Genomic DNA, 21,902 nt, shown 5'->3' on the forward strand with positions numbered 1-21,902 from the left:
AGGAGTCAGTCTGCGTCTCACAAGGAGGAGTTCTCATGCGTCGCTCGAACATCGCCGTTGTAATCGGACTGATCATCACGGCGGGTCTGGCATTCGCGCTGTCGTTCGATGCGCTCACCCAACTGGCGATCGCCTCCAACATCTCGCCGCACCTGGCGTGGGCGTACCCGTTGATCCTCGACGGCGTCGGCTGCCTGTCCGCGGTTGCTGCCGTGCAGAGCTCCACGCAGCGCGAGGCTCGAACCCGGCTCTTCGCCTGGTCGGTGACCGGCGGCACCGTGCTCATAAGCCTTGCGGCGAACGCGATCCACGCCGCGGATGGCGCGGAACATCTACCTGTCATCGCGAGGATGGTCGTCGGCGCTTGCCCGCCCGTCAGCCTCCTCGCGAGCTTGGAGATCGTCGTCAGGATGATCGGTCGCCAGGCGCCCGTGCGCGCGACGCGGCCGAAGCGCGCCGCAGCGCAGACGCCCGATGCTCGGGTCGAAGCGAAGGCGGCATCGGTGGCGCCGCGGGGCATGGCCTCGACCGTGGCGAAGGAGACGGTGATCGCCTGGGCGAAGGAGCGATTCGCGGAGACGGGGGAGTGGCCGAGCGGGCCCGTGCTCGGGGAGAAGCTCGGGCAGTCACGGAAGAGTGGCGCAAGGTTGCGGGCGCGGCTGGCCGCAGAAACGGCGTAGGCCCCGCACACAACCAGATCAAGACTGGTGTTCTGTTCATGAAGCGCCCCGAGTCGAGGAATCGGCTCGGGGCGCTTCGCTGTCGGCAAATGCATAGGTATCCGCTGGACGCTGACCGTGTGGCGGACGACAGCGCGGGCGGCTTGGCGATTCTCGGCTGGGTGTTTTGCGCGCTCCTCGCCTTCGTCGTACTCATCTGCACCCTCGCCAGTCGCGGGTCGATCCCGCTGAACAGCTCGGTTGGCCTGCGCCTGCCGGCCCTCATGCGGAGCGACGAGACGTGGGCCGCGGGGCATGCTGCAGCGATTCCAGCGGCGTGGGTGGGGTTCACCGGTGGTGTTGCCAGCGCCTTGACCGGGCTGTTCTTCAACCCGGCGTATTGGGGCGTCGTCTTCTTCCTGGTGCTGTCCCTTGTCTGGGCAGGAGTCGCGGGAAGCCGAGCAGCTCGCGCCGTCAGCTGACGACGCGCTGACGCATCGCGCGACGAAGCGTCAGCCGGCGGCGCATGATTGTGATCCCAGGAATCGACATGATGAGTGCGACCGGGGCGAGAATGCTCGACCGGGGGCCGATCAGTACCATCTCGACAGCGCCAACGATCAGAACCAAGGCGACGATCGACAGCGAGCAGACGATCGCGAATACGGAGTACGAGAGCGCCTGTCAGTCAGCGTCGTAAAAGGGCTCCGGTGTCCAGATCGCCCCACACGTCGTGCACACCCAGCGCCGCTGCCACTGTTCGTACAGCTTCGGCCAGACTGCGCTGTTGTACTCGCGGGTGTACCGCCGCCAGCGCGCGTAACCGACCCAGCCCAGCACGATGCCGGCGATTGCAGGGATCACGACGAAGATTCCCGGGAACAGCAGCGGCACCGCCCACACCATGAGGCGACTGCCAGGCTCCTTCCGCTGCCACGCGTCGAGGAACGCGCCGCTTCCGGCGCGCGGCGGTGGTGCGACCGACTTCGCGAGAAGGGAGGAACTCGACGTGTCTGCGACTCCCCAACTGGTGGCGGTGGCTCCGCGAAAGGATGCGTAGCTCGCGGTGCCTTTGCGGGTGCCCTGGGCGTAGACCATCGCGACGCTGCGGGTCGTCGAACGGCCGCAGACCGGGCATGTGGTTGCTGAAGCGGTCAATGCGTGGTCCTCCTTGGCCCAGTGTGTCATCTTCCACCGAAGATGCGACATCTTGACAATGTCCGATAGTAGCAACAAGATGATGGAACTAACGAGAAAGATAAGGTCACCATGATTGCTGTCAACCTGCGACGCTCTTACCCCGATGTTCAGAACGGTTCCCGCACGCTGGAAGACGTCACGCTCGGTAACTGGGCCGGCGTTTCTGACGAGGCTGCGGCGCGCTTCGGAGACGTGGTCATCGGCGTCTACGGCGACGAGGTGGTCTCCGCCTACGACACCACGGGGTGGGCGCGCGTGGAGGAAGGCCGCGTCCGTTTCGATGGCGTCGAGTCGGTCGAGTTCGAGAAGCTGATCGGCCAGAAGCCGCCCGTCGCGCCGTGGACGCGCGGTCAGGCACGACCCGTGAAGTACGTCGACACCGATGTCGTGCGGACGGGGGAAGCTGCTGTTGAGATTCTCGAAGACGGCGTGCGTCGCGCGGTGGTCGGCGACTATACGGTGACCCTCGACGGTGATGGCGGCTTGACGGTAGAGGCGCCTGCAGGAAGCGCTGTCCACGTCGTCACCGCCGTGCGCTGATCGTGGTGTCGCTGGTCGCAGGCAGGATGAAGGCGTGAGCGACGAAGACAGCTACCTCACGAAGTCACCGGACTCCGGGCGTATGGGGAAGGCAGCAGAGTTCCTGGTCGCCGCGGTCTGCATTCTGGGGACCCGCGGACAGCTGAACGTCTCGACCTCCCTGGTCGACGACGAAGGCGTAGATCTCGTCTTCCACCGCCGTGACTCCACCGCGACCCTTGCTGTGCAGGTGAAAGCCCGAATGTCCGACGGTGCAGTCGTGGGCCGAGGCCGGTTCATGGCCTTCGTTCGCGACGCGACGTTCCGACCGCGCGCCGACCTCGACATGCTGTTCGTGCTCGTGGATATTGAGCGTGGTGCGATCGACAGAGCGTGGCTGGTTCCGAGCGTCGAGTTCGACGCGATGAAGGGCTCGATGACTACGAACAAGACCTACCGGTTTTCGGCATCCCTGAAAGCTGATAGCGCTGACAAGTGGTCGCCGTTCAGGCTGTCAGCTGCGCAGCTGCCGTCGAAGATCGTGGAGCGGCTCGGAGAACTGGGAGCATGAGCGACCGCTTCCATGTGCCGCGCGTCCAGGCCGTCAATGATTTCGTTGACGAGCTCCGCGCCGAGCGACCGGGCACCACGGTTCCCTATGTCGATCCGATCTACGACGCCAGCGGCGCCGCGATCCTGAGCTTGCTCTCCGACCCCGGTCCGATGGCATCCGGCCGTGCAGGTTCGGGTGTGCTGTCGGTGCGCAACGACGACGAATCTGCGCGGCGTCTCGGCCGAGCATTCGACGCCGCTGGCCTCACCTTCGACGATGTGTGCCCGTGGAACGGCTTCCCCTGGTACCAACACGAGGACAAAGGGGGTGACAACAGCCTCTCCGCAGCACAGCGCGAGGAAGGCGTCGACCCGCTGATCCGTCTCCTCGAGCTGCATCCCCGCATCCGCTGGGTCGTCGCGCACGGTGGAAATGCGTCCGACGTCGTGCGCCGTGCCCGGAAGCGCCCCGCCTTCCAGCAGCTGGTTGAGGCCCGCGATCTCCGAGTCGTTGAAGTCCGGCATACCTCAGCTCGTGCGTTCGGATCGCTCAACCCCGAGCGCCGCCAGGCCGAGTTCCGGCGCATCGTCGACGCCTACGTGAATGCCATGGTCGCCCTCGGCATCACCCCGCGCCCTGAACCTGAGCGGGAGCAGCTGATCCAGGCCTCCGAACCGATCCGCGCACGGGTCGACGTCGAAGCGAGACTCGATGCGCTGCGCGAGGTGGAGGCGGGGGAGCTCGATGCGGAGATCCGGGCACTCGTGAAGGCGATGGCGCCGCGGGAGAGGACTCAGCTGCTCGCGCAGCTGATCAGGGAGCGGGTTGTCGGCGTTGATCCGATTGTCGAGTCCGAGGACCCTGATCGCGATCCGTTCGCTGCGGCTGGACGTGAAGAGGTCGAGGCGGACGATCTGAGCGCGTTGCGGTGGAGGCGCGCTTCGGAGCGATCGGATGCACCCAATCTGATGGACCCGCATGCCCTCGACTGAGCCGGAGTCCGGGCAGCGCGAGATCGTGCGGACCGCAGAGCTCTCTGCCGACGGGGCGTACCGGTACCGGCTGACCAGGGAGTGGGATGCCGCACTTGGCCGAGTGACGTTCGTCATGCTGAACCCAAGCGTGGCCGACGCGCTCGTAGACGACCGCACGATCGGGCGGTGCATGGGATTCGCTGATCGCTGGGGCTACGGCGGAATCGACGTCGTGAATCTGTTCGCCTACCGGGCGACGAATCCGCGGGTAATGAAGCGTGCGGCTGACCCCGTCGGTCTCGAGAACGACCGGTACCTGGTCGAAGCCTTGGCGACAGCGCCGATGATGGTGTGCGCATGGGGTGGGCACGCCGCAGCCCGGCGAGTGACCGAGTTCAGCCAGCTCGCCGCAGGGCGTGAGCTGCTGTGTCTCGGCACGAACCAGGACGGCTCACCGAAGCATCCGCTCTACGTTCATGGCGCCGCTCAACTGGTTCCCTGGGGCATCGGCGACGCTGCCCGCGCGTCACGGTAGGGTCGGCGGGTTCTCTTCCGCGGCGCGACGGACAGCTGTCGGGAGATCGGGCCATCCGACTTCCCCGCCAGAGGCTTGAAGGACGCGAGCCCACGACAGCGACTTCTGGCCGATCCCGGAGACCGCGGCGCGGCTCAGCACCGCGACGTGCCAGTGTGACAGGTCAGGCGCGCAGCGCTCGTATCGTCGCGAAGATCTTGTCGTGCTCGGCATTCCACGTTTTCATCGTCGCCTCGTCGAGGGCGCTCAGCGCAGCCAGTCCGTTGTGGACGAAGCGGCTGACGTGGATGAGTGTGTCGACTGAGTCGATGACAAGCGAGCGCGTGGCCTCGAGATGCACGTGATTCGACGCCACTGGGCCGGGCCCGCGATGGTTTAGGTAGCCGGCGACAGCGTGGGACATGGAGTGGGCCGCGCCCGAGAGGTCGTGGTAGTAGCGGACCGCAAATCGGCTGCGGTCCTTTGCGGCGTTCCCGAGTTGCCCGACGAGTTCACTCATCATTCCGTCGACGCGAGCAGTTGGCCCGGAGCCGCGCTTTCGGTTAGTGAGTGCTCCGAGTTGCTGCGCAGCTGCCCACTCGTCTGCTTTCTTGATCAGATCGTCCGCGTCAAGCGTTCGGCTCTCATGCGTCTGCAGCGACCCGGCGGGGTCAATCTTTGCCAGCCGGCTTAAGTCGTCTCGCTCGAGGAAAGTGACTCGCCAGACGAGGTCGTCGGGACCCGATGCTTTGAGAAGCCACCAGCCTCTGGCGAGAGCTTCCACTGCACCTCGGCCGATGGTTGCCTGCGAAGTGCCGATGCGCTCCGCGCCAGCAAGGTAGATCGCGAGCGCGCGGATGTGATCGAGCGCCCCAAAGAACGCTGTGATCAAGTTCACCGTGAGCCGGTTGCCGACCGTCCCGACACCGGTCCATGAGATTTCGCGCATCCGCTGGTGGTCCAGAAGTTGCTGCCGAATGGAACCGGGGGTCGGTGCGTTGTTCAGCGCTCGATCGACGAGGATTCTGCCGGCATCCGCATGGACATTGAGAAGGTTCGCGAGCGAGTCGAGGTCTCCTCTTGTGGGCCCGGCGGCACTCACGACGCGTGCACCGGCTCGATCAACTCTCGCCCGTCCCCGTTCGCCGGGATCGGCGCGACCTCATCGACGATGATCGCTTCGGCTTCCGCTGCGGCTGCGTCGCGGACCTCGTCGAGGAGCTGCTGGTCGCCCACGACGGTCGGGTCGATCCAGTGCTCGCGAAGTGATCGAGGGAGTAGTGCCGGCGCGCGATCGTGGACGGAGAGTGATGGGATCGAGTCGGTGGTCAGGATCGTCGCGGTGAGCACCCACCCGTCGTCTTCGCCCGTGGCCGCCGGGTCCTTCCACCAGGAGTACAGGCCGCTGAAGGCGAGCGGCGAATAGTCGGGAGCGTGGTGGAAGTAGGGCACCTTCTTCGGGCCGCCCTGGTCCTGCCACTCGTACCAGCCCGTCGAGAAGATGATCGCCCGCTTGGACTTGACGCTCGCCTTGAAGCTTGGCTTCTCTGCAGCAGTCTCGATGCGGGCGTTGAAGGTCGGGTACTTGCTCGTGAGGGTCTTGCTCCACGACGGGACCAGTGACCAGCGCGCGAGCTCTGCACGGCGTTGAACCTCGTCGTCGCCGACCTTCCCCTCGAAGATGATCGGGACTGATTGGGTCGGCTTCACGTTGAAGCGGTTGAACGCGTGACGCCACGAGCTTGGATCATCAGCCTCAGCGCCGGGCTGCCAGTCATTCGGGCGACCGCCGGCGCGCACGAACTCCGTGATCAGGGCGTTGACCTTGTCGTCAAGGGCGAAACGTCCGCAGATATTGACCACCTCCTCGCGGGTGCGATCAGGCTACTGCGGTCATCGTCCCCGCCGCCTGGATCGGTTGTCCTCCATCGCCTTGCGTCGCTTCGCCAACTCCTCGTCAGCGTCGTAGCGGCGGCAGGCGGACGCGAAGACGATGGCTGTGACAGCGTCCCCGCCGGGGATGACAGCCGAGACCTCGACGAAGCGTTTGTTCCAGCGCTGGGCGGTCGCTTCGATCTCGACCCAGGTCGGGCCGCGGGGTGTGAGGAACTCGAGCGTGACCCACACGCGGACCGGGCGCACTTCACGCAGCGGCCCGCTGATCCGCTCAGGGAGGCTGACGGGCTGTGGCCGTATCTCACCGCGGATGATCGCCTGGTCGATCCGGGAGGGGTAGCGGGTCTGGCCGCCCACCGTCAGGCGTAGGTGACCGAGTCGATCAGCCAACCGCCGGCCGCGTAGTCGCGCGTGAGCTCGAACTCTGCCGCGTCGCTCAGATCCTCGGTCTGAGCGGCGACGTGCCACGACGCGACCCTGCTGTCATCGCCCAACCAGTCGAAGGCATCAGCAGTCGCCTGCGTGATCGTCCACCGCTCATGCCAGTAGAACCGGGCCGGGCGGCCGCCATCGAGAATCAGATGAACCGGCTCACCCACATGCGAGATCATCAGGCACCTCCGAAGTTGCACAACTCTACGAAACTTGAAGGGCTATAAGCGCCCGTCGACCCGGTTAACGTAGAACACGCGTGCGAGATTCACAACCCGGCGAAGACACGCTGCGACCCTGTCCGCACCGCGGCGCCCGCGGTTCGTAGGGTGGATGATCGTGCGGGTTGTGGGTGTGGTTCGGTCGAAGGAGACGTGGACGTCGGAGGCATCAGGACCCGATCAGAGCAGCCTGCGCACAGAGCTGCTGGCGAGCGTCCCGGCCGGGTTCGAGGCCGTGCGTGTGCATGGCGTTGGCGAAAAATCGCAGACTCTGGAAGTCCTCGCGCGTTCGATCGCGACACGCGAAGTAGTTGGTGAAGGCGGCAGCTATACGGAAGCGCGGGCAGCGGTCGAAGCCCAGGTGGCGGAGCGGGAGATGCTGCTCAGCGTGCGAACCGAAGCCTGACCTTCGGTCGCTTTGACGGCTCGCCGTGGCGCGATCTGGGGTGGTCTTGCGCCTGATGAAGCGGCGCGCGTCGCCTGTAGTCTCGCGAGAGAAACACTCCCGAAAGGCCCCGTGTGACACTGATCCCCACGCAGCCCCAGCACCTCACGCAGCAGCAGCTCGAGCGCGCGCTTTGGAACGCAGCGAATGCGCTTCGCGGCCCCGTCGATCCGGGCGACTTCAAGGCCTATGTCTTTCCGGTGATGTTCTACAAGTGGATCTGCGACACGTGGATCTACGAATACAACCGGTCGATAAGCGAGTTCGATGAGGACTTCGTCGAGGACCACACCTTTCAGATCCCGGATGGCGCCCATTGGGCTGACGTGATCAACACTCCGCAGAACGTCGGCGCCAAACTGGCTGACGTTCTGCTGCGCTTGGTGGAAGCGAATCCAGAGAAGCTCGATGGAGTCTTTGGGGACGTCAACTGGGCGAACAAGGAACGGCTTCCGGAGTCCGCGCTCCTCGAGCTACTCGACGCTTTCGACCGAATCAAGTTGGACCCATCGTCGATTTCAGGCGACGTGCTCGGGTCCGCCTACGAGTACCTGCTTCGAGAGTTCGCAGAGGCCTCAGGTAAGAAGGCTGGCGAGTTCTACACGCCGCGTTCGGTTGTGCATCTACTGACCAAGATCCTGGACCCGAAGGCAGGTGAGTCGGTTGCAGATCCCGCGTGTGGTTCTGCAGGCATCCTCGTAGAGGTGTCCAACGCTGTGCGAGCGGGCGGGGGAGACCCGGCGCAGCTCCGCCTGTATGGGCAGGAGATCAACCTCACGACCTCCGCGATCGCGAAGATGAACCTGTACCTGCACGGGGCAATCGACCCGCACATCTACCGTGGCGACACGCTCCGGGACCCGAAACTCACCGTCGACGGCAAACTCATGCGCTTCGACGTCACGGCAGCGAACCCGCCGTTCTCGCTGCAAGGTTGGGGTGCTGACGGATGGAGCGCAGACCCATGGGGACGAGCCCTGGGTGCCGTTCCACCCGCGAAGAACGGCGACTACGCCTGGATTCAGCACATGGTGTCCACCATGAAGGACGGCACCGGTCGCGCCGGGATCATCATGCCGCACGGTGTCCTGTTCCGCGGCGGCGCCGAGCAGAAGATTCGCCAGGAGCTCATCGAACGGGACCTGCTGGAAGCGGTCATCGGTCTGCCGAAGAACCTCTTCTACTCGACGAGCATCCCCGTCTGCATCCTCGTGTTCCGCGCGGAGAAGCCTGTTGAGCGGCTCGGCAAGGTGCTGTTCATCGACGCTGACCGGCGCTTCGTTCCGGGCAAGAACCAGAACACGATGTCCGATGATGACATCGAAACCGTGTCCATCGGCTATCACACCGGCCTCGATGTGGACGGGCCCGACGGCGTTGATGTGCGCCTCGTCGACCGCACCGAGCTCGCCGAGCACAGATACGACCTGAACATCGGTCTCTACATCAAGCGGGAAACCGCGGTTGAAGCGAACGTGGAAGAGGCGATCATCCGCATGCGGGAAGCAGCTGACGCGCTCGACGCCGCGCGCGCAGCGCTCGACGAGAAGCTGAAGGCGGCCGGCTTCGATGCGTGAGGGGTGGATGACGGTTCGTGTCCGCGACTTCTGCACCATTACAAAAGGCACGACGCCGACGCTTAAGGCAGTTCCCGGGCCGTACCCTCTCGTGGTCACAGGCGAAGAGTTCGCCAGCAGCGCGGACTATCAGTTAGAGGGCGAAGCAGTGTGCGTCCCGCTGGTCTCTTCGACGGGCCATGGACACGCGTCCCTCAAGCGAGTCCATTACGCCTCTGGAAAGTTCGCTGTCGCGAACATCATCGCCGCGGTCCAGGTGAAGGATTCTGCGCGGTACAGCACGAAGTACTTGCACCTTGTTCTAAGCCACTTTCGCAACGAGCTTCTCGTGTCTCGGATGAAGGGGACTGCGAACGTATCCCTTTCGATATCAGCCATCGCCGACGTGGAAGTCGCACTCCCGCCCATCTCCGAGCAGCGCCGCATCGTCGATCTGATCGCCGCCGTCGATGACGCGATCGAGGCGGCAGCCGAAGAGCGCCGCGCCGCAACCGAGTCGCTCGTCGCGATCTCGGAGTCACTCTGGGACGTTCCGGAGCGAGCTCAGATTCGCACGCTGGGCGATCTCTTCACTGGCGAGACCCCGGCGTCATCGAATCCAGCGAACTGGACCCCGGAGGATGTCCCCTTTATCACGCCGGGCGACGTTGACAGACTCGGCACCGAGGTGCAATCGACGAGCCGCAAGGTCTCGACGTCAGCTGCGAAAGCATCAAAACGCACACTCCGCGGCCACGCCGTACTGCAGGTCTGCATCGGAGCCACCATCGGTAAGGTCGGAACACACCACGGGGAGGCTCTGTACAACCAGCAAATCAACGCTGTATCACTGGGTACCCGATTCGACGCCGTTTTCCTCGCGAGTGCGATGTCTAGTCCAACGTTCCAGAGTCGCCTTAAAGGGCGAGCGGGCAAGACAACGATGCCCATCGTCTCAAAGTCTGCATGGGGAGTAATGGAAGTTCCGTGGCCAGGTCACGAACGGCGGAACTCTGTCGGATCGAGCCTCGAATCACACAAGAGCATGCTTCAGAGCGCAGAGACCACGGTGTCGGCACTTCGCGCCCTCCGCGCCGAGCTCCTCACGGCATGTCTCTCCGGCGACCATGAGATCCCCGCTTCATACGACGCTCTCTTGGAGGCATAGATGGGCTTCTCTGAGAAGGCCACCGTTCAGGCCCCGCTGATTGCGCAGCTGTCCAAACAAGGATGGGAGTACATCCCGGGTGCGCAGCTTTCCCGCGACCTCAAAGACGCGTTCATCGAACCGGACCTGCGGGATGCGCTGGTCCGGTTCACGCCGGCGTTCGCCTCTGAGACGGATCGCCTCGACGAAGCGGTGCGGCGCGTCCGACAGCACATCATCGGTGCAGCCGGCTCAACCGGTCTCTTCGCGGCGAACGAGGAGCTGATCGCCTACCTGCGCGGTGAGCGTAGCCAACTGTTCGCCCCGCCGCTGCTGGACCAGCCGCTGCACTTCATCGACTTCGAGAATCCGGGCAACAACCGGCTGATCGTCTCTGACGAAGTGACGTACCGCTCTGGGGCCAAGGACTACCGGTTCGACATCGTCCTCTGGGTGAACGGAGTTCCGCTGGTCGTGGGGGAGACGAAGACCCCTGTCGCCCAGCAGACATCCTGGATCGACGGTGCTCGGGACATTCACGACACTTACGAGCCGCACGCCGCAGCGTTCTTCGCTACGAACGTCTTCTCGTTCGCAACCGACGGTCTTGACTTCCGCTACGGCGCGATCGGCCAGCCCGTCAAATCATGGAAGCAATGGGGCGACACCACCGAGGCTCCACTGCCTGTAGGTCCGGACCTCGTCAAGCAGTCCGCCGAGCTGCTCCTCGCGCCGGAGACCATCCTCGAGTTCCTGCGTCGCTTCACGATGTTCGAGAACCGCCCGGGCCAGCAGCCCCGCAAGCTCGTCCCACGGTACTTCCAATACGAGACGGTGAACCGGATCGTCAGCCGCGTCGTCGACGGCTCGAAACACCGCGGGCTGATTTACCACACCCAGGGCGCCGGCAAGACGCTGTCAATGCTCTGGGCGGCGATCAACCTCTCTAACCAGGCGGAGGCACTCGGCCGGCCGACGATCGTCGTAGTCGCTGACCGGGTGCAGCTCGTCCGGCAGGCCTTCAACCAGTTCAACGCGGCGGCGATGCCCACGATCACAGAGGCGCAGTCCGCATCTCACCTCAGGTCGTTGCTCTCGCCTCCGGCGGAGCGTGGCGTCATCTTCACCACCGTGCACAAGTTCAAGGACGCGGGGGAGTTGAACCAGAGCGACAAGATCATCGTTCTCGTCGATGAGGCCCACCGCACCCAAGAGGGTCTGCTCGGCGTTCACATGCGGGATGCATTACCGAAGGCGTTCTGGTTCGGGTTCACCGGCACCCCGATCGCCAACCTCAATCAGAACACCTACAAGCTCTTCGGTGATCCGGACGATGACGGATCGGCGCTCAACACCTACAACTCCGACCGGAGCATCCACGATGGGACAACGGTCCCGATCAAGGTCAGCGCGAGGTCTGTGGAGTCTCACCTGGAGAAGCAACAGCTTGACGACGCGTTCGATGAGCTCGCGGCGGAAGAACAGCTCGATGAGGACGAGAAAGAGGTCCTGACGTCGAAGGCGACGCGGGTAGAGACGCTGCTCTCCAACCCGAAGCGCATCGAGCATGTCTGCCAAGACATCGTGGACCACTACTACGCGAACGTTGCTCCGCTCGGCATGAAGGCGCAGATCGTCGTCGGCTCGCGACAACTCTGCGCGCTGTATTACGACAAGCTGACGCAGCTGCTCGAGGAGCGCGCAGCTCGGCTCGGTGAGACACCGGACGAGGCTGCGGTCGTGATGAACGTTGCAGAGAAGGGCGAGGAGGAGTGGCAGCGCTTCCACCTCAATCCGGTCGAAGAGGAGCAGCTCCTTAACCGGTTCCGCGATTTCAGCGACCGCCTGCGGTTCCTCATCGTGACGTCCAAGCTCGGAACGGGATTTGATGCCCCGATCGAGGGCGTCATGTACCTCGACAAGCCGCTGAAGCTGCACACGCTCTTCCAGACGATCACGCGCACCAACCGGACCTGGGAGCACCCGGTCACCGGGCAGTCGAAGGCGTTCGGTCTCGTCGTCGACTACATCGGGCTGGGTGACGGGTTCGCGCGTGCGATGGTCCCTGCGGACCCCGACGGGAAGACGCAGGACTTCGATATCGACCACATGTTGGCGCTCTTCAAAGAGGCGTTTGACGCGCTCGACGTTCGCTTTGTCGGCATCGACAAGCAGGATTCCTCTGCCGACGCGCTCACCCAGGCACTGGCGCGCATTCCCGAGGGCCCTCACCGCGACAAGTTCCAACTTGAGTTTCGCGCCGCGCAGGCTTTGTGGGAAGAGCTGTGGCCGACCGCTCGGCAGCTCGCTCCATACGCCGACGACTATCGGTGGCTGGCGCAGGTGTTCCAGGCGTCACTTCCCAAGGGCACACCGCTCGACGCGGACCTCCTCGATAAGACACTGGCCCTCGTCCACGAGCACACCGTGATCGACGGCATCCGGAACCCCCGTGTCTCGGTTCAGATCGCCGGCCCAGACACGATCCGAGAACTCATCGCCCGCGGCCTGCTGACCACGGACTCACCGATCATCGAGAAGACACCCGACGAGATCATCGACTCGATCGCGGACCGCCTGCGGAAGAGGATTGACGCGACCGGCGGCCACGTCGTGTACCGCACGCTGTCCGAGCGCCTTGAGCGCCTGCGGCAGGCTGCCGACGAACGAGCGCAGAGCTCCATCGAATACCTGCGTGAGCTGCTCGAGATCGCCCGCGACCTCACCGCGGCCGAAGACGCCGAAGAGAAGTCAGGGGCGGAGGGGCTCGACAATCTTCTGAACCCCGACGTCGGCGCGTTGACGCAGATCTTCGTCGAGCTCGAGACAGCAGAGACGCCAGCCGAGATTCGGCCAGCCGTCGAAGAGATCGACGGCATCGTCAGAAAGAAGACGTTCCCTGGTTGGCAGGCCGACGGCGAAGCCAGCGCGAAGGTTCTCGATGTGCAGCGCACGCTGCGCAGAGCACTGAAAGACCACGGCTTCCCGGTGAGCGGGCCGCTGTTCGATAGGGCGTTCGAGTACATCAAGCAGCACTATTAGTCGGCGTAAACCCGGCATAATCAACCGGAAATGGCACGGAATGGCCGGTAATACGCGGTCGGGAGGATCTTGCTGCTGGCTGCGAGATCTCCGCGACAACGGGCCGAGTTCCCAGTCGGGGTGCGGATTACCGCACCTTGGTGGGGTTCTGAACATATGACAGGGGGTCGCAAGTTCAAATCTTGTCAGCCCGACCAGCGAAGGGCCCGGTAGGAAGGTTTTCCTACCGGGCCTTTTCTCTGCCACGGGCGGCTTCGCGGATCGCTCGGATCAGTTACCCGACTTGCGGTCGAGCGCGTCCAGCAGTTCCCGGTACGCCTTCTCGATCGACGGATGCTTGTACTGGCCGGCACGGCTCTCGCCCGAGATCACCGCGCAGCGGTGCAGCTTGTTGAAGTCGCCGTAGGGGAACTTGTAGCGGCCCTTCGTGCCCTCTGTCTCGTCGGTGTCCTCGCCGAGGAACCATCTCGTGTATTCCTTCATGCCGTGCTTGTCGATGAAGGCATTGCCGTCGTCGGCCGAGGGTGCGTCTTCGCTCCAGTCGTCGCGCTCGTCTGCGACGAAGTCGCCGCTGCGGAGTAGGCCTCGCGCGTGAGAGAGCGCGTCTTCGTTCAGTCGGACCGTCATGTCGATGGTCTCCTTTCCGTAAGCCCTGCTGATATTCGACGGCGCGGGAGGCGGTGTATCAACGGGCTTGCGCGGGCGACTCGGGGTGCCCGACCATGTCGGCCTTTATGCGTCGCTGGAATCGTCCGGGGCACCCGGCCCCAGGCCCGCCACGATGGACTGCAGGCCTGCGACCAGGTGGGCGTTCTCGGGGGCGCCCGCGATGGCATCCATGATCTGATCCACCGGGGTGAGCGCCTGACGTGCATCGTCCAGCGCTGCCTGGCCCGCGACGGTCAGTCGAGTCGGGCGCGCGCGGCCCGCCGGCGCGGTGTCGGGGCGCTCGACCAGGCCGCGGCGCTGCAGGCCGCGCAGCACGTCGTTCATCGACTGCGCCGTGACGAAGGTGCCGCGCGCGAGTTGTGCGTTCGTCTGGTCGGGGACGCGGTTCAGTTGCTCGAGGCACGAGTACTGCGAGACCGTGAGGCCGAGCGGGCGCAGAGCGGCGTCCATCGCCGAGTGCAGCGCGCTCTGGGCCTGCTTGAGCACGTAGCCGAGGTTCTCGCTGAGGGGAATCCGTTCAGGGTCTTGCGCCATATCAAGATCCTGACACATACTGAGGAATATCAGGAGCCTGATATCAAAAGGAGATCATCATGAACGTCACCGGCCCCAGCTTCCTCGCCCTGCAGGTCTCGGATCTCGAGCGCGCAGCGTCCTTCTACGAGACGCAGCTCGGCCTGAAGCGCTCGAACGCCGCACCCCCGCACGCCGTCGTCTTCGAGACCTCGCCCATCCCGTTCGCGGTGCGCGAGCCGATGCCCGGCTTCGACCCCGCCGCCGTGCAGCCTGCGCCCGGTGCCGGCGTCGTGCTGTGGCTCGTCGTCGAAGACGCCGAAGCGGCCCACGAGCAACTCGTCGCCGCTGGCGTGCCGATCGTCGCGCCGCCCGCGCCCAGACCGTTCGGGCCGATGTTCACCTTCCGCGACCCCGACGGCTACGCCGTCACGCTGCACGGGCGCGCGTAAGCACATCGCTTTCGATTCCAGCTATCGAACGTTCACTTTGGGTCATGCGGAGATTTGTATAGTCATCTGGACAACTTGAACCGATGCAGACAGGAACAACGATGACGCCACAGCTGCCGGAAGACGGTCTTGTGCACGAGGGCGCGACGATGGTCGACAGCGTCCTGGGGCGGTACACCGAAGTGGGCGCGGGGTCGCGGTTCGACGCCGTTGAGCTCGGCGACTACAGCTACTGCGACCGCCTGTGCGATGTCGCCAACACGACGGTCGGGCGCTTCGCCAACATCGCCAGCTTCGTGCGCATCGGCGCGACCGACCACCCGCTCGACCGTGCGAGCCTGCACCACTTCATGTACCGTTCGGCGAAGTATTGGGAAGGCGAGCCCGACGATGCCGAATGGTTCGCCAAGCGCCGCGCACGGCGCACCACGATCGGTCACGACACCTGGATCGGCCACGCCGCGCAGATCAAGCCCGACGTCGTCATCGGCAACGGCGCCGTCGTCGCCTCGGGTGCGATCGTCACCAAAGACGTCCCGCCCTACGCCATCGTCGCCGGCGTTCCGGCCCGCATCATCCGGTTCCGCCAGCGGCCAGAGATCGCGGCACGACTCGAGCGTCTCGCCTGGTGGGACTGGGATCACGAGACGCTCCACGCCCGGCTCCTCGACTTCCGCACGCTCAATGCCGAGGCGTTCCTCGACAAATACGAGGGCGAGGGCCGATCGGATGCCTGAAGGCCGACGCATCGCACTGATCGGCCCGGGCGCAATCGGCACGACGATTGCTGCGGCGTTGCACGAGGCCGGCCGGGCGCCGCTGCTGTGTGGGCGTACCGCTCGGGATCGTCTCGCACTCGACGCGGCCGGCACGCGCATCGTGGTTCCCGGCCCGGTGCTCACCGAACCCGCCGCCGTCGATGGCCCGGCAGACCTCGTCTTCCTCGCAGTCAAGGGAACCCAGACGACAGCCGCGCGCCCCTGGCTCGAAGTTCTGTGCGGGACAGAAACCGTGGTCTGCGTGCTGCAGAACGGCGTAGAGCAGGAGGAAGCCGTGACCCCGCTCGCGGCGGGCGCGACCGTGATCCCGGCAGTCGTGTGGTTCCCCGCCGAGACGCAGTCCGACGGCTCCGTCCGTTTGCACGGCGAGGCGCGGCTCACGCTGCCGGACAGGCCCGCGAGCCAGACGGTTCTCGACGCGCTGCGCGGCACCCGTTGCATCGTTGACACCGCGGGCGACTTCACCTCAGTGGCCTGGCGCAAGCTGCTGCAGAACGCGGCCGCTGGGCTCATGGCGCTGACCGGTCGCCGCGCCGGCGTATTCCGTCGCGACGACATCGCCGCGCTCACGCTCGACTACGTGCGCGAGTGCCTTGCGGTCGCCCGAGCCGCCGGCGCGCAGCTCGACGACGAGACGCCGCAGGCGATCCTCGATGGGTTCCGTGCCCAGCCGATCGACCGCGGCACCTCGATCCTTGCCGACCGTGAGTCGGGGCGCGCCCTCGAGTGGGACGTGCGCAACGGCGTCGTGCAACGCGTTGGCCGCGCCCTGGGCGTCGCCACCCCGATCAGCGACGTGGTCGTGCCGCTGCTCGCGGCGACGAGCGATGGCTGACTCGGCTGCGCGGTCGGCAGCCGGGCGGCCGGAAACTCATCCGCATCTCCGGATCCCCGCCGACAAGCCGAAGCTGTTCAACCAGATCGACAGCCAGAGCCGGCTGTTCTTCGTCCTGAACAAGCACCTGCCGACGGGCATCCGCGACGGCATCCTCGTCAATCACATGGACATCAAAGTGACCAAGTGAGGGGGCGAGGGCTTACGGGTACGGGACGAACGCCCCGACGGTCAGCAGGTCGTGCGTCGTGAGCGTGCAGGCCTGCAGCAGGTCGGAGATGAAGAGCGAGGTCGTGCTGCCCGGCGGGTAGACGCGGAAGCCGTCTGCGTCGGTCAGGTTGCACTCCTCGGGCGCGTACACCTGGGCGTTGCTATAAGTGAACGGCGCCTGCGCCCTGGCGCCGGGAGCGAGTGTGACGGTGGGGTGCGGCGTCGTCCGGTCGAGCTGCGCGGCGGCGCCGAGCTGGGTGCCGTTGCCCTTGCCGACGAGCGACAGACCGGGCCAGCCCTGCAGGGTGCAGGTGGTCGACCCCGTGTTGGTCACGATGATCGCCTCCTTCTTCTGGTTCATGCCGTCGCCCGCGCCTGCGGGGGCACCGTCACGCTCGCCGACGGCACCCGTGAGGTGGTCGGTCGTGCACAGGTCCCCGGCCGCCGCCGTCGAGGTGGGGGTCGGGGTCGGCGTCGGGTTGACGGAGGTCTGCGTGGGCGACGCCGTGGGCGACGGGGTGACGGTCTCCGTCGCGGCCGGCGATGAGTTGCCAGCGCACCCCGCGAGCGCGAGCGCGACCAGCGCCGCCCCAGTCATGAACAGAGCCGCTCTCGAGGTTTTCGTACGCATACCCGAACGGTACCCGCTGGGCGTGCAGCATCGGCCGTAGTGCGCGGCGATTCAGGCGGATGCCTCGACCGCCGCCTCGACGAGGTCGAAGAGGTGCTGCTGGAAGGCGACGATGCGGACCTCATCGACGCGTGTGCGGGCGCCCCTGATCGTGTCGACCGCTGCAGCGACGGCATCGTCGAGCGGCCACGAATAGACCCCTGCGCTGATCAGGGGAAAGGCGATGCTGCGCGCGTCGAGTTCGTCGGCCACCTCGAGACAGCGCGATAGCAGGATTCCAGCAGTGCCCGGTCACGCTGCCCGGCCGCCCAGTTCGGGCCGACGGTGTGGATGACCCACCGCGCGGACAGCTCGCCCGCGGTCGTCCACCCGGCGTCGCCGGTGGCGAGACCGCCGGGGAACCGCGCAATGCAGTCGGCCAGCACGGCGGGGCCGCCGGCGCGGTGGATCGCGCCGTCGACGCCGCCCCCGCCCCGCATCCGGTTGTTCGCCGCGTTCACGATCGCGTCGACGCGCTGCTCGGTGATGTCGCCGAGGACGGCGGAGAGCTCAGGCATGGGTCCAGTCTGCGCGCTCGCGCGTGCTCTGGGCGTGCTCAGATCAGCGGCCACGGCACCACGTGCCAGCTGCCGCGCGGCATCGGGAAGCGCGCCTCCGACAGCAGCAGCTCGCACCGGAACTCGAACATCTCGAGCTCGTAGGGGCTGATCAGCTCGCCGAGCTCCGCCCCCAAGGCGCCCGCGAGCCCAGACCTGACCCGCTCGATGCCGGCCAGCTCGGCCTCAGCCAGCTCGTCGCCGGCCCAGCCCCACAGCACCGTGCGCAGCTTGTCGTCGACGTGGAAGCTGAGGCCGTGGTCGACGCCGTGCCGGTGGCCGTCGGCCATCTCGAGGATGTGGCCGCCTTTGCGGTCCGCGTTGTTGACCATCGCGTCGAACACCGCGATGCGGCGCAGCGGCGGCGAGTCCTCATGCAGCAGCGCCACCGGGAACTCGGGGTCGCCGATGACCTCGAACACGCGCCGCCGCTCGCCCGGGGCGACGTCTGGCGCGACGATCTCGACCGCGCGCGGCGCGTCGACCGGCTCGCGCCACAGCTGCACCATGCCGGGCCCGAGCGGTCCGTCGCGCAGCTCGGTGGGTGGCACGATTCCCCAGCCGAGAGCCTCGGAGACCAGATAGGCGGCGACCTCGCGCTGCGCGAGATCGCCGTCGGGGAAGTCCCACAGCGGCTTCTCGCCCGCGCTCGGCTTGTAGATCACGAGCGTCTCGCCGACTGCCGCGAGGAAGGCCGCGTTCGATGCCGTGGGGATGCGGGCGAGCAGCCGCAGCTCGCCCGAGGGAAGCTCTGCCGCGGCATCCGTCATCGCTCTGCCTCGCTCAGCAGGCGCGCAAGGCCCGCGCCGTCCGAGTTGGACGCGAGCACGCGCGCGCCGCCCGCGTGATGCCGGATGACCGAGACGGATGCCGGCGCGGCAGCGACTTGCTGGAATTCGTCGAACGGCCGGCCCTGCGCATCGATGAGCACCGACTTGATGAGGTCGGCGTGCGTCACGGCGGCCCACACGGCGCCCGGTCCGAACGCGGCCTCGACCGCGGCGTCGTGCCGCCGCACCGCGGCGAGCGCGCGAGCCTGCATGGCGAGCATGGACTCGCCGCCGGGAAACACCGCCTGCGACGGGCGCGACTGCACGACCTGCCACAGCGGCTCGCGTGCGAGCTCGCTGATGGGGCGCCCCTGCCAGTCGCCGTAGTCCGCCTCGGTGAGCCCCCGCTCGACGGGTGCCTCGGGGCGCTCGCCCTGCGCTTCGATGACGAGCCTCGCCGTCTGCCGGCAGCGCATCAGCGGGCTCGAGACGACCCGCACGAGTCGCACGGCCCCCAGCCGCTCAGCGGTGCGCAGGGCCTGCTGCCGCCCGACCTCGTCGAGCCCCACGCCCCCCGCGCGCCCGGCGAGCACGCCGCGGGCGTTCGCGTCGGTGCGCCCGTGGCGCACGAGCAGGACGGTGGCCATGTCGCCAGCCTAGGCACGCGGCGCCGGCGCTAGAGTCGCCGCATGGCAGAGCGCAGGGCGCGGCGCATCACGCAGCAGGAGTGGCGGCGGTGGACCGACTGGCCGCTCGCCGGGCTCGCGATCCTGTTCCTCATCGCGTATTCCTGGGAGGTCATCGGCGAGCTGCACGGCGTCGCCCGCCGCATCTCAGAGATCGTCGAATGGATCAGCTGGACGGCGTTCGCGGTCGACTACGTCGTCAGCCTCGCGCTGGCGCACCCCAGGTGGCGCTGGTTCTACACGCACCTCGTCGACCTGGCGATCGTGGCGCTGCCGATCCTGCGCCCGCTGCGGCTGCTGCGCGTGGCCGCCGCGTTCACCGTGCTGCAGCGCCGGGTCGGCACCGCCCTGCGCGGGCGCATCGTGATCTTCTCGATCGGCGCCGCGGCGCTGCTGATCTACGTCGCGGCGCTCGCCGAGCTCGAGGCGGAGTACGGCCACGGCGGCGCGGTGCAGACGATCGGCGACGCGCTGTGGTGGGCGATCGTCACGATCACGACGGTCGGCTACGGCGACAGCGTGCCCGTGACCGTCGTCGGCAAACTGGTCGCCGTCTGCCTCATGTTCGGCGGCATCGCCCTGATCGGTGTCGTCTCGGCGACGCTCGCGTCGTGGATCGTCGAGCGCGTCACGCAAGAGGAGGAGGCGGAGGAAGAGGCGATCACCGCGTTGCAGTTCGATGAGCTGCGTGAGGAAATCCGCTCGCTGCGTCTCGAGCTTCAGAAGCGGTCGGATGCCTCGGCCGACGCACCTGCACGGGAGCCGCCGGACGCCTAGCCTCAGCGCTCGGTCGCGCGCTCAGTGGCTCAATACTCCCGGCGGGGAGCGCGGGGCTTGCGCGGCTTCCGCCCCTGGTCTGGCTTGAGCTCGATCAGGCGGCCGCTGATGCGCGTGTCCGCGAGACGGTTCAGCGCGTCACCGAGGTCGGCGGGCAGTTCGACGATCGAGAAGTCGGGGAAGATCTTGATCGCCCCGAAGTCGTCGCGGCTGAGGCCGCCCTCGTTCGCGAGCGCCCCGACGATCTGCCGCGGTTCGACCCGGTGCCGCTTGCCCACCTCGATGCGGTAGGGAGCGAGGGAGCCGGTGCGCTCGCCGCGGCCCTGACGACCCGGCCGCGAGCGGTCCGCGCGATCGCCACGGTCGCGATCGAAGCGGCCGCCCCGGTCGCCGTCGCGGTCGCGCACCCCGCGCTCGGCGGGCGGCGTCAGCACGTCGTTCGGCGACAGCAGCAGCGGCTCGTCACCCTGCGCGACGACGGCGAGCGCAGCGGCGACATCCGCCTCCGGCACATCGTGGTGCTCGACGTAGTGGCCGATGATGTCGCGGAACGCCGAGATGCGGTCGGTCTGCTCGAGCGCCGCCGTGATGGCGTCGTCGAAACGGCTGAGGCGGGTCGAGTTGATGTCCTCGACGCTCGGCAGCTGCATCTGCGTCACGGGCTGGCGGGTCGCCTTCTCGATAGAGGTCAGCATGCGGCGCTCACGCGGCGTCACGAAGCTGATCGCGGCGCCGCTGCGGCCCGCGCGGCCGGTGCGGCCGATGCGGTGCACGTACGACTCGGTGTCGATCGGCAGGTCGTAGTTGACGACGTGGCTGATCCGGTCGACGTCGAGACCGCGGGCTGCGACATCCGTCGCCACCAGGATGTCCAGCTTGCCGGACTTGAGCTGCTCGACCGTGCGCTCGCGCTGGGCCTGCGCGACGTCGCCGCTGATCGCGGCGGCGGTGTAGCCGCGGGCGCGCAGCTTCTCGGCAAGCGTCTCGGTCTCGTTCTTGGTGCGGACGAAGACGATCATCGCGTCGAAGTTCTCGACCTCGAGGATGCGGGTGAGGGCGTCGACCTTCTGCGGGTACGACACCACCAGGTAGCGCTGGGTGGTGTTCGCCGAGGTCGTGGTCTTCGTCTTGACCGTGATCTCCTGCGGGTCGTGCAGGTAGGTCTTCGAGATGCGCCGGATCGACGCGGGCATCGTCGCCGAGAACAGCGCGACCTGCTTGTCGTCGGGCGTCTCGGCGAGGATCGTCTCGACGTCTTCGGCGAAGCCCATCTTCAGCATCTCGTCGGCCTCGTCGAGCACGAGGTATTTGAGCTCGGAGAGGTCGAGGGTGCCCTTCTCGAGGTGGTCCATGATGCGCCCGGGCGTGCCGACGACGACGTGCACGCCGCGGCGCAGCGCCGACAGCTGCGTGCCGTAGCCCTGGCCGCCGTAGATCGGCAGCACGTGCGCGCCGCGCAGGTGCGCCATGTAGCTCTCGAACGCTTCGGACACCTGCAGGGCGAGCTCGCGCGTGGGGGAGAGGACGAGGGCCTGGGGATTCTTCTGCGAGACGTCGAGGCGCGAGACGATCGGCAGCGCGAACGCCGCGGTCTTGCCCGTTCCGGTCTGCGCGAGGCCGACGACGTCGTGCCCCTCCAGCAGCAACGGGATGCTCGCCGCCTGGATCGCGGACGGGGTTTCGTAGCCGACGTCTTTCAGAGCCTTGAGCACGGGCGCGCTGAGGCCGAGCTCAGAGAAGGGCGGCGTCGCGTCGCGGGCCTCGTCGGCCTCGGTCTGCGCGGAATCCTGAGCTGAATCGTTCACCTGTTAACCGTAGCCGTCGTG

Annotated in this window: 26 protein-coding genes and 1 pseudogene; 15 read left to right on the forward strand and 12 right to left on the reverse strand. The window is 66.6% G+C overall.

The genetic code is table 11. The annotated features are described in order from the left end of the window. The first annotated feature begins 35 nt into the window (after positions 1-35). Both ABD736_RS00390 and ABD736_RS00395 read left to right on the forward strand, forming a co-directional pair. Positions 36-680 (forward strand): DUF2637 domain-containing protein, encoded by a 645-nt coding sequence (locus ABD736_RS00390; protein WP_344789761.1) that lies wholly within the window; start codon positions 36-38, stop codon positions 678-680. 119 nt (positions 681-799) lie between these two features. After that, positions 800-1,141, forward strand: a complete 342-nt coding sequence (locus ABD736_RS00395) for an SdpI family protein (RefSeq protein ID WP_344789762.1) — start codon at positions 800-802, stop codon at positions 1,139-1,141. 202 nt (positions 1,142-1,343) lie between these two features. Here ABD736_RS00395 and ABD736_RS00400 read toward each other — a convergent pair whose 3' ends face one another. Further along, on the reverse strand, positions 1,344-1,817 hold the full coding sequence (locus ABD736_RS00400) for a hypothetical protein (RefSeq protein ID WP_344789763.1): 474 nt from the start codon (positions 1,815-1,817) through the stop codon (positions 1,344-1,346). Positions 1,818-1,928: 111 nt separating this feature from the next. Here ABD736_RS00400 and ABD736_RS00405 point away from each other — a divergent pair, with 111 nt between their 5' ends. Genes ABD736_RS00405 through ABD736_RS00420 form a run of 4 tightly spaced genes read left to right on the forward strand, consistent with a single transcriptional unit; the run spans position 1,929 to position 4,440 of the window. Then, the gene (locus ABD736_RS00405) at positions 1,929-2,399 is read left to right on the forward strand and encodes a hypothetical protein (protein WP_344789764.1); all 471 of its coding nucleotides are present in this window, start codon (positions 1,929-1,931) and stop codon (positions 2,397-2,399) included. Positions 2,400-2,433: 34 nt separating this feature from the next. Then, positions 2,434-2,949: a hypothetical protein gene (locus tag ABD736_RS00410; protein WP_344789765.1), complete on the forward strand. Its 516-nt coding sequence runs from the start codon at positions 2,434-2,436 to the stop codon at positions 2,947-2,949. Further along, positions 2,946-3,923, forward strand: coding sequence for a uracil-DNA glycosylase family protein (locus ABD736_RS00415; protein ID WP_344789766.1), 978 nt, complete (start codon positions 2,946-2,948; stop codon positions 3,921-3,923). The genes ABD736_RS00410 and ABD736_RS00415 overlap by 4 nt, the downstream gene beginning before the upstream one ends. Further along, positions 3,910-4,440, forward strand: coding sequence for a DUF1643 domain-containing protein (locus ABD736_RS00420; protein ID WP_344789767.1), 531 nt, complete (start codon positions 3,910-3,912; stop codon positions 4,438-4,440). Before ABD736_RS00415 ends, ABD736_RS00420 begins: the two co-directional genes overlap by 14 nt. 163 nt (positions 4,441-4,603) lie before the next feature. Here ABD736_RS00420 and ABD736_RS00425 read toward each other — a convergent pair whose 3' ends face one another. From ABD736_RS00425 to ABD736_RS00440, 4 genes are read right to left on the reverse strand one after another with little or no spacing between them, the layout of a single operon-like run. Beyond that, entirely contained in the window at positions 4,604-5,521 is a 918-nt protein-coding gene (locus ABD736_RS00425) for a hypothetical protein (protein WP_344789768.1), read from the reverse strand. Then, the gene (locus ABD736_RS00430; protein WP_344789769.1) at positions 5,518-6,282 is read right to left on the reverse strand and encodes an SOS response-associated peptidase; all 765 of its coding nucleotides are present in this window, start codon (positions 6,280-6,282) and stop codon (positions 5,518-5,520) included. The genes ABD736_RS00425 and ABD736_RS00430 overlap by 4 nt, the downstream gene beginning before the upstream one ends. A gap of 30 nt (positions 6,283-6,312) precedes the next feature. Further along, on the reverse strand, positions 6,313-6,672 hold the full coding sequence (locus ABD736_RS00435; protein ID WP_344789770.1) for a hypothetical protein: 360 nt from the start codon (positions 6,670-6,672) through the stop codon (positions 6,313-6,315). Between the two features lie 2 nt (positions 6,673-6,674). Next, positions 6,675-6,926, reverse strand: coding sequence for a hypothetical protein (locus tag ABD736_RS00440; RefSeq protein WP_344789771.1), 252 nt, complete (start codon positions 6,924-6,926; stop codon positions 6,675-6,677). Positions 6,927-7,080: 154 nt separating this feature from the next. Here ABD736_RS00440 and ABD736_RS00445 point away from each other — a divergent pair, with 154 nt between their 5' ends. The 4 genes from ABD736_RS00445 (at position 7,081) to ABD736_RS00460 (ending at position 13,158) form a co-directional block, all read left to right on the forward strand. Continuing rightward, positions 7,081-7,374, forward strand: coding sequence for a hypothetical protein (locus tag ABD736_RS00445; RefSeq protein WP_344789772.1), 294 nt, complete (start codon positions 7,081-7,083; stop codon positions 7,372-7,374). 113 nt (positions 7,375-7,487) lie between these two features. Then, positions 7,488-8,990 carry a type I restriction-modification system subunit M gene (locus tag ABD736_RS00450; RefSeq protein ID WP_344789773.1) on the forward strand — a complete coding sequence of 501 codons (1,503 nt, stop codon included), beginning with the start codon at positions 7,488-7,490 and terminating at the stop codon, positions 8,988-8,990. Continuing rightward, positions 8,983-10,137, forward strand: coding sequence for a restriction endonuclease subunit S (locus ABD736_RS00455; RefSeq protein ID WP_344789774.1), 1,155 nt, complete (start codon positions 8,983-8,985; stop codon positions 10,135-10,137). Before ABD736_RS00450 ends, ABD736_RS00455 begins: the two co-directional genes overlap by 8 nt. Continuing rightward, the gene (locus ABD736_RS00460) at positions 10,138-13,158 is read left to right on the forward strand and encodes a type I restriction endonuclease subunit R (protein WP_344789775.1); all 3,021 of its coding nucleotides are present in this window, start codon (positions 10,138-10,140) and stop codon (positions 13,156-13,158) included. It abuts the gene before it with no gap. Between the two features lie 270 nt (positions 13,159-13,428). On the opposite strand, the gene ABD736_RS00465 is transcribed toward ABD736_RS00460, so the two are convergent. Next, positions 13,429-13,785: a hypothetical protein gene (locus ABD736_RS00465; protein ID WP_344789776.1), complete on the reverse strand. Its 357-nt coding sequence runs from the start codon at positions 13,783-13,785 to the stop codon at positions 13,429-13,431. Between the two features lie 105 nt (positions 13,786-13,890). Then, positions 13,891-14,361 carry a MarR family winged helix-turn-helix transcriptional regulator gene (locus ABD736_RS00470; protein WP_344789777.1) on the reverse strand — a complete coding sequence of 157 codons (471 nt, stop codon included), beginning with the start codon at positions 14,359-14,361 and terminating at the stop codon, positions 13,891-13,893. Between the two features lie 59 nt (positions 14,362-14,420). Between ABD736_RS00470 and ABD736_RS00475 the strand changes: the two genes are divergently transcribed. The 4 genes from ABD736_RS00475 to ABD736_RS00490 all read left to right on the forward strand — a co-directional run bounded on the left by ABD736_RS00475 (position 14,421) and on the right by ABD736_RS00490 (position 16,596). Further along, positions 14,421-14,792 carry a VOC family protein gene (locus tag ABD736_RS00475; RefSeq protein WP_344789778.1) on the forward strand — a complete coding sequence of 124 codons (372 nt, stop codon included), beginning with the start codon at positions 14,421-14,423 and terminating at the stop codon, positions 14,790-14,792. Positions 14,793-14,875: 83 nt separating this feature from the next. Beyond that, positions 14,876-15,529, forward strand: coding sequence for an LbetaH domain-containing protein (locus ABD736_RS00480; protein ID WP_344789779.1), 654 nt, complete (start codon positions 14,876-14,878; stop codon positions 15,527-15,529). Next, a complete protein-coding gene (locus ABD736_RS00485; protein WP_344789780.1) occupies positions 15,522-16,406 on the forward strand; it encodes an oxidoreductase in 885 nt (294 codons plus the stop codon). Before ABD736_RS00480 ends, ABD736_RS00485 begins: the two co-directional genes overlap by 8 nt. Further along, positions 16,399-16,596, forward strand: coding sequence for a hypothetical protein (locus ABD736_RS00490; RefSeq protein ID WP_344789781.1), 198 nt, complete (start codon positions 16,399-16,401; stop codon positions 16,594-16,596). The genes ABD736_RS00485 and ABD736_RS00490 overlap by 8 nt, the downstream gene beginning before the upstream one ends. 12 nt (positions 16,597-16,608) lie before the next feature. Here the strand turns inward: ABD736_RS00490 and ABD736_RS00495 are convergent, their stop codons facing one another. From ABD736_RS00495 to ABD736_RS00510, 4 genes and pseudogenes are all read right to left on the reverse strand, one after another. Continuing rightward, a complete protein-coding gene (locus tag ABD736_RS00495; RefSeq protein WP_344789782.1) occupies positions 16,609-17,214 on the reverse strand; it encodes a DUF4232 domain-containing protein in 606 nt (201 codons plus the stop codon). Positions 17,215-17,298: 84 nt separating this feature from the next. After that, positions 17,299-17,804, reverse strand: a pseudogene (locus tag ABD736_RS00500) (O-acetyl-ADP-ribose deacetylase). 38 nt (positions 17,805-17,842) lie between these two features. After that, positions 17,843-18,613 (reverse strand): SCO1664 family protein, encoded by a 771-nt coding sequence (locus tag ABD736_RS00505; RefSeq protein ID WP_344789783.1) that lies wholly within the window; start codon positions 18,611-18,613, stop codon positions 17,843-17,845. Then, a complete protein-coding gene (locus tag ABD736_RS00510) occupies positions 18,610-19,260 on the reverse strand; it encodes an MSMEG_4193 family putative phosphomutase (protein WP_344789784.1) in 651 nt (216 codons plus the stop codon). Before ABD736_RS00510 ends, ABD736_RS00505 begins: the two co-directional genes overlap by 4 nt. Before the next feature lie 42 nt (positions 19,261-19,302). Between ABD736_RS00510 and ABD736_RS00515 the strand changes: the two genes are divergently transcribed. Beyond that, complete coding sequence (locus tag ABD736_RS00515; RefSeq protein ID WP_344789785.1) at positions 19,303-20,076, forward strand: potassium channel family protein; 774 nt, start codon at positions 19,303-19,305, stop codon at positions 20,074-20,076. Between the two features lie 29 nt (positions 20,077-20,105). Here the strand turns inward: ABD736_RS00515 and ABD736_RS00520 are convergent, their stop codons facing one another. Further along, positions 20,106-21,881, reverse strand: a complete 1,776-nt coding sequence (locus ABD736_RS00520; RefSeq protein ID WP_344789786.1) for a DEAD/DEAH box helicase — start codon at positions 21,879-21,881, stop codon at positions 20,106-20,108. Positions 21,882-21,902 lie beyond the last annotated feature (21 nt).

The organism is Gryllotalpicola daejeonensis (genome assembly GCF_039538145.1).
Classification (GTDB): domain Bacteria; phylum Actinomycetota; class Actinomycetes; order Actinomycetales; family Microbacteriaceae; genus Gryllotalpicola; species Gryllotalpicola daejeonensis.